Raw genomic sequence first — 14675 nt, 5'->3', positions numbered from 1 at the left:
TGCGTGGTAATCCGCGCACAGCCAGTGTCAGCGGATGAAGGGAAGTAAGTTCAACGTGTTCAAGCGGCGTGATAAAAAACCTGTCCTGATCGCCGCGCGGGATGCTTTGTGGCCGCGTACGGGATGGTCGCGTGCCTTCCAGTATGTCAAACACCGCATCAACCGCCTGCCGGACCGCCCGCAGCGTATCGCGCGGGGCATTGCGGCTGGGGTGTTCATTTCTTTCACGCCCTTCTTCGGACTGCATTTCTTCGGCGCTGCGGCTCTGGCGTGGATTTTGCGGGGCAATATCATCGCCTCGATCCTCGGCACATTTTTCGGCAACCCGCTGACCTTCCCGATCATCGCCGTCTCGGCCACCCAGTTCGGGCGGTTCATTCTGGGTGAGGACCATCCGCATCAGACGGAGTTGGGGCAGGGCGGATCAATCCTCTCGCCCGATCCGCAGGCCGCGACCACGCTGGGCGAGGTATTTGCCCGGGCAGGCCATGATCTGGTGCATAACCTTTATTCGGTCTTCACGCCTGCGCAGACCGAATGGGGCGGGCTGAGACAGTTCTTCGAGGATGTCTGGCTGCCCTATCTGGTAGGCGGGCTTCTGCCGGGGCTGATCGCAGGGATCGTGATGTATTACGTTACGTTGCCCTTCATCTCGGCCTATCAGAACCGTCGTCGCGCGCGGCTCAAGGAGCGGCTCGAACAGGCCCGCGCCAAGCTTGCCGCCCGCTCGCGCGAGCGTACCGAACGCCGCGCCAGCGACAAGGCCGCAAAGCGCGAGAGCTGACGTCATATTGGGGTTCAATCCGCCCGTGAGACGGGCCATACTCGGGGCAAGTTGATTGCCTTGAAGGTTGGCCCATAAATGTCGAAGAAACTCCGTCTTGGCGTGAATATCGATCACGTCGCTACGATCCGTAACGCCCGCGGCTCGTCCTATCCGAGCCCTGTCCGTGCGGCTAAACTGGCCGAAGAGGCGGGGGCTGACGGCATTACGGCGCATCTGCGCGAAGATCGCCGTCATATCCGCGACAGCGATATCGAGGCGCTGCGGGCCGAGTTGAGCACACCCCTGAACTTCGAGATGGCGTCCACTCCCGAGATGCAGGCCATCGCCCTGCGCCATATCCCGCATGCCTGCTGTATCGTGCCCGAGAAGCGCGAGGAGGTGACGACCGAGGGCGGGCTGGATGTCGCCGCCGATCAGGCGCGCCTGACCGAATATCTCAAGCCTCTGGTCGATGCCGGTATCCGTGTCTCGATGTTCATCGGCCACGAGCCGGCCCAGATCGAGGCTTCGGCCAAGATCGGCGCGCAGGTGATCGAACTGCATACCGGCCATTACTGCGATATGCATTTTACGGGCCGTTTTGCCGAGCGTGATCTCGAACTCGAGGCGCTGGCCGCCGGAGCCGCCTATGCGCATTCGCTGGGGCTCGAGGTCCATGCGGGTCACGGGCTGACCTATGACACCGTCTCGCCCATTGCCGCGATCAAGGAGATCAAGGAGCTCAATATCGGGCATTTCCTGATTGCCGAGGCTGTCTTCCTCGGTCTGCGGCCGGCTGTCGAGCATATGCGCCATCTGATGGATGCGGCCCGCGGTTGAGGGGTCGATGAGAAACGTATGAACTTCAAAAGATATATTCTGGTTCTTGTGGCCACGATGCTCGGTCTGGGCGTCTTGCTAACAGGGCTCTCCATGGCGGGCATCTATATCGAAGCCCGATCAATCGCGCTCATCCCCGTCATCATCGCGGCCTTCGTCGAGGGCCAATGCTATGCGCAGAAGCACGAACGCCTTCCGACAAAAGGTGACGCATGGCGTTTCGGTCTGCAGGCGGGGATGGTCGTTATGGTGTTGCAATGTCTTGCAGGCGCGGCCTTCTACTGGCTCGTGCCCGAGAGCTTCACCGGCTTGACGCTTGCACAATTCGCGGTCTATGTGCTGGCCGCCTTGGGCGCCATCTTCGTGCTGACAGCGGTCGCCTCGCGCTTCATTTTCCGGAATATTGCCAAATCGACGCTGAAGGCGCAGGCGAAACGCGCCGCCAGACAGGCAAAGACATGATCATCGGTATCGGAAGTGATCTGGCCAATATAGAACGGATCCAGAATACGCTCGACCGTTTCGGGGACCGGTTCCGCAATCGCGTGTTCACGGAAGTCGAACAGGCCAAGGCCGAGGCCCGCGCCGATATCGCGGGCACCTATGCCAAACGCTGGGCGGCCAAGGAGGCTTGCTCGAAGGCGCTTGGCACGGGGCTGCGGATGGGGATCTCGTGGAAGGACATGGCGGTGACCAACCTGCCCACCGGCCAGCCGGTGATGGAGGTCACTGGATGGGCGGCCGAGCGGCTCGCGCAGATCACGCCTGCCGGTCACGAGGCGGTGATCCATGTGACCCTGACGGATGACCATCCCTGGGCACAGGCCTTTGTTGTGATCGAAGCACGACCGCTTTCTACCCCTTCCGGCGCTGGCCTTTCTTGACAGCGCCCGCACATCGCGCGAAGGAAGGGCGCAAGCTACAAAGGAGCACGCCCCGCATGGCAGCCAAGTCGAAGCCCCAGAACGGCATCATCGAGACGATCAAGACGGTTTTCTGGGCCTTGCTCATCGCGGGCGTGTTCCGCACGCTCTTCTTCCAGCCCTTCTGGATCCCGTCGGGGTCGATGAAGGATACGCTGCTGATCGGCGATTTCCTGTTCGTGAACAAGATGGCCTATGGCTATTCGCGCTATTCCTGCCCGTTCTCGGCTTGCCCGATCAATGGCCGGATCTTCGCGCATGACCCACAGCGCGGCGATGTGGTGGTGTTCCGCCATCCGACCAAAGGCGTCGATTTCATCAAGCGTCTGATCGGCCTGCCGGGCGACCGTATCCAAGTGCGCGACGGTGTGCTCTATATCAACGACAAGGCCGTGAAGCTGGAAAGCGCCCCCGATTTTACCGAGATCAAGGAGCCGCAAGGTCCGCAGGGCCTGACCCCGCGCTGCGCCAATGATCCGGTGGGCACGGGCGGCACCTGCGTCAAGGAGCGCCAGCGCGAAACCCTGCCCAATGGCGTGACGCATGATATCCTCAACATCACCACCCAGGGATTTGTGGATAACACCGAAGTCTTCACCGTCCCCGAAGGCGAGTATTTCTTCATGGGGGATAACCGCGACAATTCCGAAGACAGCCGCGTGCCGGTGCGCGCAGGCGGTGTGGGCTTCGTGCCTGCGGAATATCTGATCGGTCGCGCCGACCGGATTATGTTCTCTTCGGCAGGGCGGTCGCTCTTCTTCTTCTGGACCTGGCGTCCGGATCGTTTCTTCAAGGCAATCGAGTGAAAATCTCAAGCGACATAACAGACTTCATGGATCGGCTCGGGCATCAGTTTGATAAGCCCGAGCTGATTATTCGTGCATTGACCCATGCGTCGATCTCCACCAAGACCCGGCCCGACAACCAGCGGCTGGAGTTTCTGGGCGATCGCGTTCTGGGGCTGACAATGGCCGAGGCACTGTTTTCTGCCGATAAAGCCGCCACCGAAGGCCAGCTTGCGCCGCGTTTCAACGCGCTGGTGCGCAAGGAAGCCTGCGCCGAAGTGGCCCGCCAGATCGATCTGGGTGCGGTGCTCAAACTCGGACGCTCCGAGATGATGACCGGCGGCCGCCGCAAGGAGGCTCTTCTGGCCGATGCGATGGAAGCCGTGATCGCCGCCGTCTATCTGGATGCCGGTTTCGAGGTCGCGCGCGATCTGGTGCTGCGTCTTTGGGGAGACCGTGTCGACAGCGTGGATGCCGATAGCCGTGACGCCAAGACCTCGTTGCAGGAATGGGCGCAGGCCCGTCACCTCGCACCGCCGAAATATGTTACCATCTCGCGGGACGGGCCGGACCACGCGCCCGTCTTCGAGATCGAAGCCCAACTTGAAAATGGCGAAAGCGCCCGTGCCAAGGCCCGTGCAAAACGTCAGGCCGAACAGGCCGCAGCCCGAGCCCTGCTCGACCGGATGGAGAAGAAAGCATGACCGAAGAGACCCGCGCAGGCTTTGTTGCCCTGATCGGCGAGCCCAATGCCGGTAAATCGACGCTGCTGAACCGGATGGTGGGCGCGAAAGTGTCGATCGTCACGCATAAGGTCCAGACCACCCGCGCGCGTATCCGTGGTGTGGCGATGGCGGGCCAGAGCCAGATCGTCTTCGTGGATACCCCCGGTATCTTCCGCCCGCGCCGTCGTCTGGACCGCGCGATGGTTAAGGCCGCTTGGGGTGGGGCTGCGGATGCCGATGTGGTGGTGCTTCTGGTCGAGGCCCATCGCGGTCTTACCGGTGGTGTCGAGGCGATCATCGAGGCGCTGAAGGAACGCGGGGGCGACCAGCCAGTCGCACTGGCGATCAACAAGATCGACAAGGTGAAATCCGAGGATCTTCTGGCGCTGACCCAGAAACTCAACGACGCTTTCCCCTTTGTGAAGACCTTCATGATCTCTGCCGAGCGCGGCCATGGGGTCGAGGATCTGCGCGAATGGCTGGCAGGAGAGGTTCCTGCAGGCCCGTGGCTCTATCCCGAGGACCAGATCGCCGATCTGCCGATGCGGATGATCGCCGCCGAGATTACCCGCGAGAAGCTGACCCTGCGCCTGCATGAGGAACTGCCCTATCAGCTCACCGTCGAGACCGATCACTGGACCGATCGCGAGGATGGCACCACCCGTATCGATCAGGTGATCTATGTCGCGCGCGACGGCCATAAGGGTATCGTGCTGGGCAAGGGGGGCGAGACCATCAAGGGCGTGTCCACCGCCGCCCGTGCCGATCTGTGCGAATTCCTCGGCAAGACCGTGCATCTCTTCTTGCAGGTAAAGGTGCGTCCGAACTGGCTCGAAGAGCGCGACCGCTATTCCGAGATGGGGCTGGATTTCAAGGACGGCGATTGATGCTGACGGCGGAATTCTGGGTGAAGGCCTATCTCAAACGGCTCGAGCTTGCGAATATTCCGGCCTATGTGACGGCGCATGGCAATGATGCCTCGGGCGCGGTGCTGGTGAAATGCGCCCGCCTTGATGGCACCGCCGAGGCTTTTCAGCGCAGTTTCGATCTGATGACCGGCGCGCGCAAATGGATGTCTCTGGTGTCGGGCCCCGAGCCCGATGTCGATGCCTCGATCCGCAAACAGCGTAGCTTTGATCGTGACCTATGGGTGATCGAGATCGAGAGCCGCGAGGGCGTCACGCTGCTGGATGAAGACGGTTTGATGGATTGAGATGGATTGGGTTGATCAAGGCACCATCCTGACCAGCCGTCCTCAGGGCGAGACCTCGCGCCTGATCGAGGTGTTTACCCGTGATCACGGTCGTCATGCGGGCATCGTGCGGGGCGGGGCCTCGCGCAAGATGGCCGCGCATCTGCAGCCCGGAAGCCATGTAAGCGTGACGTGGCGGGCACGTCTGGCCGATCAGTTGGGGGCCTTCACTGTAGAGCCTCTGAAATCCCGCGCGGGCGCTATGGCGGACAGGATGGCGCTTCTGGGGCTCAATTCGACCTGCGCTCTGCTGGCCTTCGCACTTCCCGACCGCGAGGCGCATCCCGTGCTCTATCATCGCTCCGAGCCGCTTTTCGATGTCATCGGTCAGGCCCATGAGGGGTGGATACTTGATTACCTGCGCTGGGAGATGAGCCTGCTGGAAGATCTGGGTTACGGGCTGGATCTGACGCGCTGCGCGGTCACCGGTTCGTTTGACGATCTGGCCTTTGTCAGCCCCAAAACGGGCCGCGCGGTTAGCCGCGCGGGCGCGGGCGATTGGGCACCGCGCCTTCTGCCCTTGCCGCAGTTCCTGTTGGGGCAGGGGCCTGCATCGCTGGCCGAGGTCGAGGCGGGTCTGGGGCTGACGGGCCATTTCCTGAACGCGCATCTGGCCCCCGCTTTGGGCCATCGTCCACTGCCTGCGGCCCGCGCCCGTCTGGTCGAGGCCCTCGCCCGCTTGTGATATCGCCCCTTCAGGGCGCGGGCCGGTCATCCAGCTTTAGCTGCAACAGCACCAGATTGAGCCAGCGCCCGAATTTGCGCCCGACCTCCGGCATCCGTCCCGTCTCGACAAAGCCCAGCCGTTCATGCAGGCGGATCGATCCGGGATTGTCTTCCGAAATTGCCGCGACCATCACATGTTTGCCTGCCGCGCGTGCATGGGTGATCAACGCCTCGAGCATCGGCGTGCCGAGCCCGCGCCCGCGCATCGACGGGTGCACATAGACCGAATGCTCGATGCTCAGCGCATAGCCATCATGGGGGCGATAAGGGCCATAGCTGGCATAGCCCATCACCTTCCCGTCGATCTCTGTCACAAAGACCGGAAACCCCGCGGCCTGACGCTCGGCAATCCATGCGCGGCGGTTCTCGGCATCGACGAGGATCTCGTTCCAGATCGCGGTCGTGGTCTGGACCGCGTCATTGTAGATTTCCAGAATATCTTCGGCGTCAGTCGCACGCGCGTCTCGGATCATGGCATATCCCTTCTTTTTCCGCCCAGATTGCGCGGATGAAGCCGGTTTGCAATGAAAATCGGGGCCAGAAAGCCCCGAGCGATCATGATCAGCCCAGAAGGCGGCGGGCAATCACTTGCGCCTGGATCTCTGCGGCACCCTCGAAGATATTGAGGATGCGGGCGTCACACAGGATGCGCGAGATCTGGTATTCCAGTGCGAAACCGTTGCCGCCATGGATCTGCAATCCGTTATCGGCGGCGGACCATGCGACGCGGGCACCCAGCAGTTTCGCCATACCCGCCTCAAGGTCACAGCGATGGCCGTGATCCTTTTCCCAAGCCGAGTAATAGGTCAGCTGGCGGGCGATCATGATCTCGGCGGCCATTATCGCGATCTTGCCGGCCACGCGCGGGAACTCGATCAGCGATTTTCCGAACTGTTTGCGGTCGATGGCATATTGCATCGCCACCTCGCAGGCCGATTGCGCCACGCCCACCGCGCGCGCGGCGGTCTGGATGCGGGCGGATTCGAACGTCTCCATCAGTTGCTTGAAGCCACGGCCCTCTTCGCCGCCCAGAAGATTCTCGCCCTTCACGCGGAAGCCGTCAAAGGCCAGCTCGTATTCCTTCATGCCGCGATAGCCCAGCACCTCGATCTCGCCGCCGGTCATGCCCTCGGTGGGGAAGGGGGTGTCATCGGTGCCCGGCGTCTTTTCGGCGAGGAACATCGACAGGCCCTTATAGTCGCTCGTGGCGGGGTCGGTGCGGGCCAGAAGCGTCATCACATGGGTGCGCTGCGCATGGGTGATCCATGTCTTGTTGCCGGTGATCACCCAGTCATCGCCTTCTTTCACCGCGCGGGTGCGCAGGGAGCCCAGATCGGAGCCGGTATTCGGTTCGGTAAAGACGGCAGTGGACAGGATCTCGCCCGAAGCCAGACCGGGCAGCCATTTCTGTTTCTGCTCCTCGGTGCCGCCGCAAAGGATCAGCTCTGCCGCGATCTCCGATCGCGTGCCCAGAGAGCCCACACCGATATAGCCGCGCGACAGTTCCTCGGTCACGACGGCCATCGCCGCCTTGGACATGCCGAAACCGCCATATTCCTCGGGGATGGTCAGGCCGAACACGCCGAGCTCTGCCAGTTCCCCGATCGTCTCCATCGGGATCAGCTCGTCCTTCAGGTGCCATTCATGGGCAAAAGGTTTCACCTTTTCCTCGGCATAGCGGTAGAACTGCTCACGGACCATCTCCAGTTCCTCGTCTAGCCCGGAGGTGCCGAAGATCGAGCGCCCTTGCAGCTCGCGCAACTCGGCCACGAGCGTCTGGCGCGCTTGCGGGCTATTGCCATGCGCCATCAACTCGCGCGCCTCGGCCGAAGGGGTCCAGCTGATCTCCAGATCCGACAGGCGCGCGATCTCGCCTTGGCTCATCGGGATGCCGCCCGCGATCTGGTTGAGATATTCGCCAAAGCCGATCTGCAGCAGAAGCGCATCCATCGTGCTCAGGCCGGTTTCGGCTGCGCGCGCGGCCCAAGCATGGAGCTGTTTGAGGCTTTCCTCATAGGTGGCAAGCCATGCCAGCGCATGGGCCTGGAACTGGTGGTCCTCCAGTGCTGCGGCTGAGATGCGCCCGTCTTTGGTGACCTTGGCGCGCAAAGCGTCCTTGGCCTCGGCCACCAGAACGGCGATCTCGGGGAGCGTCGCCCCTGTCAGCCCGGTCAGCCCCGCCATAATACCCTTCATGCTCATCTCCGCCCCGTCATGCGCCATGAATCAGTCCTCCCTCTCTCGCCTGCAGCATAATCCCTTCGCAGTCGCAGCGCAATAAAAACACAAAAGAGCGTTATAATTTGATTTAAAGTTACCATACGGATTGGATAGTTCTGTCTATTCAATGTCTTCCACGGGTTGTAAGTCTGGGGCGAAACCTCTGGGGGGAGAGTGTGATGTTCGGGATGGAGATCTGGCAGCTGGCTGTGGCTGTCGGGGTGGCGGTGCTTGCGGGTTTCGTCAAAGGGGCAATCGGCTTCGCGCTGCCGATGATCATGCTCTCGGTTTACGCGTCGATTTTCGATGCCGACACGGCGCTGGCGCTCTTGATCCTGCCGGTCACGGCCACCAATGTGGCACAGGCGTTGCGGCAGGGCTGGCGGGCGGCATGGGAGACGGCGGTGCAATACCGCTTGCATCTGATCACGCTATTGGTCTGTATCGCGATCAGCGCCAATTTCGTCACCATCCTGCCGCAGGCTGTGGCCTATGCGCTTCTGGGCGGGCCCATCATCCTCTATTCGGTCTCCGAGATCCTCGGATACGGGTTCCGCCTGCATACCCGCCACGCGAAGCAGTTCGAGTTCTGGTCGAGCGTTGTGGGCGGTCTCTTTGGCGGGATCTCCGGTATCTGGGGGCCGCCGCTGATTGCCTATCTGATGTCGATGAAGGTCGAGAAGACGGAGGCCATGCGGATTATGGGCGTGTCGTTCTTTGCCGGTGGTGTCATGCTGACCGGCGCGCATCTGATGACCGGCGTGATGAATGCCCATACATTCCCGATGTCGGCGCTTCTGGTGATCCCGTCCTTTGTCGGGCTGTGGCTGGGTTTTCGGGCGCATGACCGCCTGAATGCGGTGATGTTCCGCCGTGCGACACTGTTCGTTCTGATGCTGACGGGGATGAACCTGCTGCGAAAGGCCTTCATGGGCTGATGTTGTGCCTCGGCTGTCTTCGCGCTATGCCGAGCAAAACCCCTGACAGGAGCCCAACCCATGCCCATTGATCCCGTCGACCTGAGCGCCCGGCTGATCCGTTGCCCTTCCGTGACGCCGGAAGAGGGGGGCGCGTTGGTGCTGCTGGAAGGGATGCTGGCAGAGGCGGGCTTTGCCTGCACCCGCGTGGATCGCGGCGGGGTGTCGAACCTCTTTGCCCGCTGGGGCGCGAAGAACGCGGCTAAAACCTTCGGCTTCGGCGGCCATACCGATGTGGTGCCGGTGGGCGATGAGGCCGCGTGGTCCAAGCCGCCCTTCTCCGGCCTGATCGAGGAGGGTGTCCTCTGGGGCCGCGGGGCCACCGATATGAAGACGGGGGTGGCGGCCTTTGTCGCGGCCGCCGTGGATTTCGTGAAGGACACGCCCCCTGAAGGTGCGATTGTCTTTGTCATCACCGGCGATGAGGAAGGCCCTGCCAAGGATGGCACCGTGGCTGTGCTGGACTGGATGGAGGCCCAAGGCGAGACGATGTCTGTCTGTCTGGTGGGCGAGCCGACCTCTCCGGAGGTTTTGGGCGATATGATCAAGATCGGGCGGCGCGGGTCGGTGACCTTTGACCTTGTCGCCGAGGGCGTGCAGGGGCATGTGGCCTATCCGCATCGCGCCAAGAACCCGCTCCATGCTCTGGTGGATCTCTTGGGCCGGATGAATGCCCAGCCGCTGGATAATGGCACGGCGCATTTTGACCCGACATCGTTGCAGATGACCACCATCGATTGTGGCAATCCTGCGAGCAATGTGGTGCCTGCACGGGCCACGGCGCGCGTGAATATCCGCTTCAATGATGCCCATAGCGGGGCGTCTCTGACCGAATGGGCCGAGGGTCTGGTGGCGGAGGTGGCTGGGGCAACGGGCGTGAAGATCGGCCTGACGGCGTCGATCTCGGGCGAGAGCTTCTACACCGCGCCGGGGCCTTTCGTGGATCTGGTCTCCGATGCGATTGAAGCCGAATGCGGCATTCGCCCAGAACTCTCGACCTCGGGCGGCACCTCGGATGCGCGGTTCATCAAGAACCATTGTCCGGTGCTCGAATTCGGTCTGGTCGGCAAGACCATGCATAAGGTCGACGAGCGGATCGAGATCGCCCAGATCACCCAGTTGAAGGCCGTCTATACCCGTATCCTGAAAGGCTATTTCGCATGAGAACCTGCGAGGAAGTGACCGATCTGACCGAAGTCTACGCCTTGCGCCGCGCGGTCTTCATCGACGAGCAGGGTTTTACCGAGGCCGATGAATTCGATGGCCGCGACGCGGAGGCGATGCAGATCCTGATGCGCGAGGGGGATCAGCCGATTGCCTCCGCGCGGGTGTTCACCGAGGGCGATACCGCCAAGATCGGCCGGATCTGCGTGGCGAAATCGCATCGCGGTCTGGGTCTCGGGGCCGAGATCCTGCGCGATGCCATGGCGCGGGCCAAGGCGAGGGGCTGCACCAAAGCCAAACTCAGCGCACAGGTGCAGGCGATCCCCTTCTACGAAAAGCTCGGCTATGTGGCCTATGGCGCCCCCTATCCCGACGGCCATGTGCCCCATCGCGATATGGTTGCCCCCCTTTGATCTTTCCCGCGTGACGGAATTGGCGCGCCGTGCTAGGCAAAAATCATGACAACACAGATTCCGTCCCGCAGCCAAATCCTCGATTGGCTCAATGATAACCCGACCACGACCTCCAAGCGTGATATTGCCCGTGCTTTTGGGATCAAAGGCCAAGGCAAGATCGAGCTGAAGCGCATCCTGCGCGAGATGGAGGACGAGGGGTTGGTCGAGCGCCGTCGCAAGTCCTTCCGCGAGCCCTCGAAGCTGCCGCCCGTGACCGTGCTCGAGGTGTTGCGCCCCGACAGTATGGGCGATCTCTGGGCCAAGCCCCTCGAATGGGAAGGTGAGGGGGCAGAGCCTCTGATCCTGATCATCCCCAAAGCGGGCGAAGAGGCGCTGGGTCCGCATGACCGCGTGCTGGCACGGCTGACCGAGACGCCCGACGAGCAATATGATTACGAGGCGCGCCCGATCCGCAAGATCGGTTCGGCGGCCAAGAAGGTCGTTGTGGGTATCTTCCGCAAAACCGCCGAGGGCGGGCGGATCGTGCCGATCGACAAGGGGCAGGACAAGGAATGGCATGTGCCGCATGCCGCCGCGATGGAGGCCCGCGATGGCGAGCTGGTCGAGGCGGAACAGACCGGCCCGCGTGGCCGCATGGGTCTGCCGCTCGCGCGGATCATCGCGCGTCTGGGTGACCCGACCGCGCCCAAGGCCGTGTCGCTCATCGCGATCCACCAGCATGGTATCCCGGACCGTTTCCCCGATGAGGTGATCGCCGAGGCCGATGCCGCGAAGCCCGCGGGCATGGAAGGCCGCGAGGACCTCACGCATATGCCCTTCGTCACCATCGATCCGGGCGATGCGCGCGACCATGACGATGCCTGTTTCGTCGAATATGACAAGGACCCTGCCAATGAGGATGGCACCATCCTTTGGGTCGCGATTGCCGATGTGGCGCATTATGTGACGCCCAATTCCGCGCTCGACCGCGAGGCGCGGATGCGCGGCAATTCGAGCTATTTCCCCGACCGTGTGGTGCCGATGCTGCCCGATCGCCTCTCGGGCGATCTGTGCTCTTTGCACGAAGGCGTGTCGCGCGCGGTCTTGGTGGCAAAGATGACCATCGACGCCGATGGCAACAAGGTCCGCCACAGCTTCCACCGCGCGATGATCAGATCGGTGGCCTCGCTGGAATATGCCCAGGTGCAGCGCGCGCAGGATGGCAATCCCGACGCGCAATGCGAACCTCTAATGGAGGAGGTGATCGAGCCGCTTTACGACTGCTATGCCGCGCTTTTGCGCGCGCGGGCGCGTCGCCAGCCGCTGAACCTCGATCTGCCCGAGCGCAAGATCGTGCTCTCGGATGAGGGTAAGGTGCTGTCGATCCAGTTCAAGGAGCGGTTGGATGCGCATAAGTTGATCGAGGAATTCATGGTGCTGGCCAATGTGGCCGCTGCCGAGGAACTCGAGCGCCTGAAACGCCCGCTGCTCTATCGTGTCCACGAGGAACCGAGCCAGGACAAGCTCGAGAGCCTGCGCGAGGTGGCACAGGCCTCGGGCTTCAAGCTGGCCAAGGGGCAGGTCCTGCGGACCTCGCATCTCAACCACCTGCTGGAGCAGGCATTGGACAGCGATTTCAACGAGCTGATCAATATGTCTACGCTGCGGACCATGACGCAGGCCTATTACTACCCGCAGAATTTCGGGCATTTCGGTCTGGCGCTGAAATCCTATGCGCATTTCACCTCGCCGATCCGCCGCTATTCGGACCTGATCGTGCATCGCGCATTGATTGCGGGGCATAAATGGGGCGATGACGGGCTCAGCCAATGGGATGTCGAGCATCTGGAAGAGACGGCCAAGCAGATCTCGGATACCGAGCGCCGCTCGATGGCGGCCGAGCGCGACACGACCGACCGTTATCTGGCGGCCTATCTGTCCGAACGCGTGGGCAACGAGTTTACGGGGCGCGTGTCGGGCGTGCAGGGGTTCGGCCTGTTCATCCGGCTCGATGAGACGGGGGCGGATGGCATGATCCCGATCCGTGCCATCGGCAACGAGTTCTTCCATTTCGACCGCGAGGCCCAGACCCTGACCGGCGCTGATACCGGCATAGAGATCACCGCTGGCATGCGGGTTCTGGTGCGTCTGGTGGAAGCCGTGCCGGTGACGGGTGGCCTGCTGCTGGACCTGCTGCAGCTGGAAGGGGCAGAACTGCCCAGCTCGCGTCGCGGCGCAAGGCGTAAGGGGCGGCCCGGCACCTCGGCGCCGCGCAAGATCGGGGCGCTCAAGGCCAAAGCCCGCGCCAAGACCCGCAAGGTCAAGCGCGAGCGGAAGTCAAAGTAACCACTCGATCGGCAGAAGAGATCCTGCCACGATCAGCGATCTCTGCCACCACGAGGTATAGGGCTCGTGGTGCCAGACCTCGGTGCCTTGTCCGTCAACCTGCCGCTCCCAGCGGATGCGCTTATGTTCGCGCGTCAGCTGCCATGCGGCGGCAGGGATGACGGTCTCGAAGCCTTTATGCAGGTCTTCCGCCCATTTCTTGTCATGGATCACGATCCCCATCTCGGTGTTGAGCAGAAGCGAGCGCGGATCGAAATTGAACGTGCCGATAAAGACCTTCTCGACATCGACCGAAAGGATCTTGGCATGCAGTTTGGTCCGCGCGAAGGGCGAGGTCCCGCGGCGGTGATGCCCGATCAGCCCGCGGCGGAACTTGACATGCTCGTCATGGGCGAATTCGAAAATCTCCACCCCGCCCGAGAGAAGCTTGCGCCGCTGGCCGGCATAACCCGTATGGACGATCGGCTTGTCCGAGGAGGCCAGAGAGTTGGTGAGGATGCGGACCTTCACGCCCGCTTTGGCCAGTTTGATCAGCTGCCGGCGGCCCGCATTGCGGGGCACGAAATAGGGGGAGATGATATCGAAGCTCTTGGTCGGCGTGCCCATCGCCATATGCATATTGGGAAACAGGAGATTGCGGCGGCGCGCGCGGCCCAGCACTTTCTCGGGCGCATCATAGAGGAGCTTGACCTCTGCCTGACGCAGGGTGGGACGATCGGCTTCCAGCTCGTCGGTGGTGGGCGTTTGCTCCAGAAGGGCCGCGAATTTCTGCGCGCCCTCGCTGGTTAGACATTCGGCATTCTGCGTCCCGCCGGTGGTCTCGTCTTTCAGTAACCGCTGCGGCAGGATCGCGCTTGCGGGCCATGTGGGCTCGCTATTCCAGTAGGTCTCGAATTCCTCGCGGGCTTCTTGCGCGGCCTTGCCCATCACCAGCGCGTCGAAATCCATGAATGTGCCCATGCGGGCAAGATCGTTGTAATATTCGTCCCCGATATTGCGCCCGCCCAGCACGGCGGCGCGACCATCGGCAACCAGCGCCTTGTTGTGCATCCGCCGGTTGAGGCGGGCGAAATCCATCGCATAGCCCAAAAGCCGCATGCCGCGCAGCGGGAAGGGGTTGAAGAGCCTGACCTCCACCTGCGGATGGGCGTCCATCCAGACGATGCGCGGATCAATGCGCTTGGTCGCATTGTCATCGAGCAGGATGCGGACCTTTACCCCGCGATCGGCCGCGCGGCGTAATGCGTTAAACATCAGGCTGCCGCAGGCATCCGGACGCCAGAGGTAATATTGCACATCAAGACTATGCTCGGCCTGCTCGACGAGCTTGAGCCGCGTGGCAAAAGCCTCGATCCCGTCGGGCAGGGGCAAAAGCCCCGTGGTCTCGAGATCCGGCCACATCTTTCCGAGACGGGTTCCATCGGGTGTGGTGACATGATCGGGCGAGAGGTCGGGACGGGTAGGCAAACGCGTGATCCGCCATAGGAAAATCAGCGCGATGGCTAAAATCGCGAATAAAGCAAAGAGCATAGGTCACCACGGGCTTGTTACGGATA

General features: G+C 62.2%; 16 protein-coding genes. 13 read left to right on the top strand and 3 right to left on the bottom strand.

Translation table 11 applies throughout. The annotated features are described in order from the left end of the window. Nucleotides 1–34: 34 nt before the first annotated feature. The 9 genes from ABEB22_RS03060 (at nucleotide 35) to recO (ending at nucleotide 5976) form a co-directional block, all read left to right on the top strand. Nucleotides 35–784, top strand: coding sequence for a DUF2062 domain-containing protein (locus ABEB22_RS03060; RefSeq protein ID WP_406870793.1), 750 nt, complete (start codon nucleotides 35–37; stop codon nucleotides 782–784). Nucleotides 785–862: 78 nt separating this feature from the next. Continuing rightward, the gene (locus ABEB22_RS03055; RefSeq protein ID WP_406870792.1) at nucleotides 863–1606 is read left to right on the top strand and encodes a pyridoxine 5'-phosphate synthase; all 744 of its coding nucleotides are present in this window, start codon (nucleotides 863–865) and stop codon (nucleotides 1604–1606) included. Between the two features lie 18 nt (nucleotides 1607–1624). Next, on the top strand, nucleotides 1625–2068 hold the full coding sequence (locus tag ABEB22_RS03050) for an ABZJ_00895 family protein (RefSeq protein ID WP_406870791.1): 444 nt from the start codon (nucleotides 1625–1627) through the stop codon (nucleotides 2066–2068). Then, on the top strand, nucleotides 2065–2490 hold the full coding sequence (gene acpS, locus ABEB22_RS03045; RefSeq protein WP_339114324.1) for a holo-ACP synthase: 426 nt from the start codon (nucleotides 2065–2067) through the stop codon (nucleotides 2488–2490). Before ABEB22_RS03050 ends, acpS begins: the two co-directional genes overlap by 4 nt. 56 nt (nucleotides 2491–2546) lie before the next feature. Next, nucleotides 2547–3335 (top strand): signal peptidase I, encoded by a 789-nt coding sequence (gene lepB / locus ABEB22_RS03040; RefSeq protein ID WP_339114325.1) that lies wholly within the window; start codon nucleotides 2547–2549, stop codon nucleotides 3333–3335. Next, on the top strand, nucleotides 3332–4018 hold the full coding sequence (gene rnc / locus ABEB22_RS03035; protein ID WP_339114326.1) for a ribonuclease III: 687 nt from the start codon (nucleotides 3332–3334) through the stop codon (nucleotides 4016–4018). Before lepB ends, rnc begins: the two co-directional genes overlap by 4 nt. After that, the gene (gene era, locus ABEB22_RS03030) at nucleotides 4015–4926 is read left to right on the top strand and encodes a GTPase Era (protein WP_406870790.1); all 912 of its coding nucleotides are present in this window, start codon (nucleotides 4015–4017) and stop codon (nucleotides 4924–4926) included. The genes rnc and era overlap by 4 nt, the downstream gene beginning before the upstream one ends. Then, a complete protein-coding gene (locus ABEB22_RS03025; protein ID WP_339114328.1) occupies nucleotides 4926–5252 on the top strand; it encodes a DUF1491 family protein in 327 nt (108 codons plus the stop codon). Before era ends, ABEB22_RS03025 begins: the two co-directional genes overlap by 1 nt. Nucleotide 5253: 1 nt before the next feature. Next, nucleotides 5254–5976 (top strand): DNA repair protein RecO, encoded by a 723-nt coding sequence (recO, locus tag ABEB22_RS03020; protein WP_406870789.1) that lies wholly within the window; start codon nucleotides 5254–5256, stop codon nucleotides 5974–5976. A 10-nt stretch (nucleotides 5977–5986) separates the two neighbouring features. Here the strand turns inward: recO and ABEB22_RS03015 are convergent, their stop codons facing one another. Both ABEB22_RS03015 and ABEB22_RS03010 read right to left on the bottom strand, forming a co-directional pair. Then, the gene (locus ABEB22_RS03015; protein WP_406870788.1) at nucleotides 5987–6490 is read right to left on the bottom strand and encodes an N-acetyltransferase family protein; all 504 of its coding nucleotides are present in this window, start codon (nucleotides 6488–6490) and stop codon (nucleotides 5987–5989) included. An 88-nt stretch (nucleotides 6491–6578) separates the two neighbouring features. Beyond that, a complete protein-coding gene (locus tag ABEB22_RS03010) occupies nucleotides 6579–8240 on the bottom strand; it encodes an acyl-CoA dehydrogenase family protein (protein ID WP_406870787.1) in 1662 nt (553 codons plus the stop codon). 176 nt (nucleotides 8241–8416) lie between these two features. On the opposite strand from ABEB22_RS03010, the gene ABEB22_RS03005 reads away from it, so the two are divergent. Genes ABEB22_RS03005 through rnr form a run of 4 tightly spaced genes read left to right on the top strand, consistent with a single transcriptional unit; the run spans nucleotide 8417 to nucleotide 13119 of the window. Continuing rightward, nucleotides 8417–9175: a sulfite exporter TauE/SafE family protein gene (locus ABEB22_RS03005; protein ID WP_406870786.1), complete on the top strand. Its 759-nt coding sequence runs from the start codon at nucleotides 8417–8419 to the stop codon at nucleotides 9173–9175. 60 nt (nucleotides 9176–9235) lie between these two features. After that, complete coding sequence (gene dapE, locus ABEB22_RS03000) at nucleotides 9236–10378, top strand: succinyl-diaminopimelate desuccinylase (RefSeq protein WP_406870785.1); 1143 nt, start codon at nucleotides 9236–9238, stop codon at nucleotides 10376–10378. Beyond that, a complete protein-coding gene (locus ABEB22_RS02995) occupies nucleotides 10375–10791 on the top strand; it encodes a GNAT family N-acetyltransferase (protein WP_339114334.1) in 417 nt (138 codons plus the stop codon). Before dapE ends, ABEB22_RS02995 begins: the two co-directional genes overlap by 4 nt. 45 nt (nucleotides 10792–10836) lie before the next feature. Then, nucleotides 10837–13119, top strand: a complete 2283-nt coding sequence (gene rnr / locus ABEB22_RS02990; protein WP_406870784.1) for a ribonuclease R — start codon at nucleotides 10837–10839, stop codon at nucleotides 13117–13119. Here the strand turns inward: rnr and ABEB22_RS02985 are convergent. Then, nucleotides 13111–14586, bottom strand: coding sequence for a phospholipase D family protein (locus ABEB22_RS02985; protein WP_350936182.1), 1476 nt, complete (start codon nucleotides 14584–14586; stop codon nucleotides 13111–13113). The two genes, rnr and ABEB22_RS02985, sit on opposite strands and share 9 nt — an antisense overlap. Between the last annotated feature and the right edge of the window lie 89 nt (nucleotides 14587–14675).

Origin of the sequence: Thioclava sp. 'Guangxiensis' (assembly GCF_045348365.1) — a bacterium.
GTDB classification, from domain to species: domain Bacteria; phylum Pseudomonadota; class Alphaproteobacteria; order Rhodobacterales; family Rhodobacteraceae; genus Thioclava; species Thioclava kandeliae.
Note: the sequence above shows the minus strand (reverse complement) of the source record. Positions and strands in the feature narration are given on the sequence as shown.

Excerpts from the sequence above, each read along its gene's own strand:
- ABEB22_RS03060 (WP_406870793.1), top strand. The coding sequence starts at position 35 with ATGAAGGGAAGTAAGTTCAACGTGTTCAAGCGGCGTGATAAAAAACCT.
- lepB (WP_339114325.1), top strand. The coding sequence starts at position 2,547 with ATGGCAGCCAAGTCGAAGCCCCAGAACGGCATCATCGAGACGATCAAG.
- rnr (WP_406870784.1), top strand. The coding sequence starts at position 10,837 with ATGACAACACAGATTCCGTCCCGCAGCCAAATCCTCGATTGGCTCAAT.
- recO (WP_406870789.1), top strand. The coding sequence starts at position 5,254 with ATGGATTGGGTTGATCAAGGCACCATCCTGACCAGCCGTCCTCAGGGC.
- ABEB22_RS03005 (WP_406870786.1), top strand. The coding sequence starts at position 8,417 with ATGTTCGGGATGGAGATCTGGCAGCTGGCTGTGGCTGTCGGGGTGGCG.
- acpS (WP_339114324.1), top strand. The coding sequence starts at position 2,065 with ATGATCATCGGTATCGGAAGTGATCTGGCCAATATAGAACGGATCCAG.
- ABEB22_RS03050 (WP_406870791.1), top strand. The coding sequence starts at position 1,625 with ATGAACTTCAAAAGATATATTCTGGTTCTTGTGGCCACGATGCTCGGT.
- ABEB22_RS02995 (WP_339114334.1), top strand. The coding sequence starts at position 10,375 with ATGAGAACCTGCGAGGAAGTGACCGATCTGACCGAAGTCTACGCCTTG.
- ABEB22_RS03015 (WP_406870788.1), bottom strand. The coding sequence starts at position 6,490 with ATGATCCGAGACGCGCGTGCGACTGACGCCGAAGATATTCTGGAAATC.
- era (WP_406870790.1), top strand. The coding sequence starts at position 4,015 with ATGACCGAAGAGACCCGCGCAGGCTTTGTTGCCCTGATCGGCGAGCCC.
- ABEB22_RS03025 (WP_339114328.1), top strand. The coding sequence starts at position 4,926 with ATGCTGACGGCGGAATTCTGGGTGAAGGCCTATCTCAAACGGCTCGAG.
- ABEB22_RS03010 (WP_406870787.1), bottom strand. The coding sequence starts at position 8,240 with ATGGCGCATGACGGGGCGGAGATGAGCATGAAGGGTATTATGGCGGGG.
- ABEB22_RS03055 (WP_406870792.1), top strand. The coding sequence starts at position 863 with ATGTCGAAGAAACTCCGTCTTGGCGTGAATATCGATCACGTCGCTACG.
- dapE (WP_406870785.1), top strand. The coding sequence starts at position 9,236 with ATGCCCATTGATCCCGTCGACCTGAGCGCCCGGCTGATCCGTTGCCCT.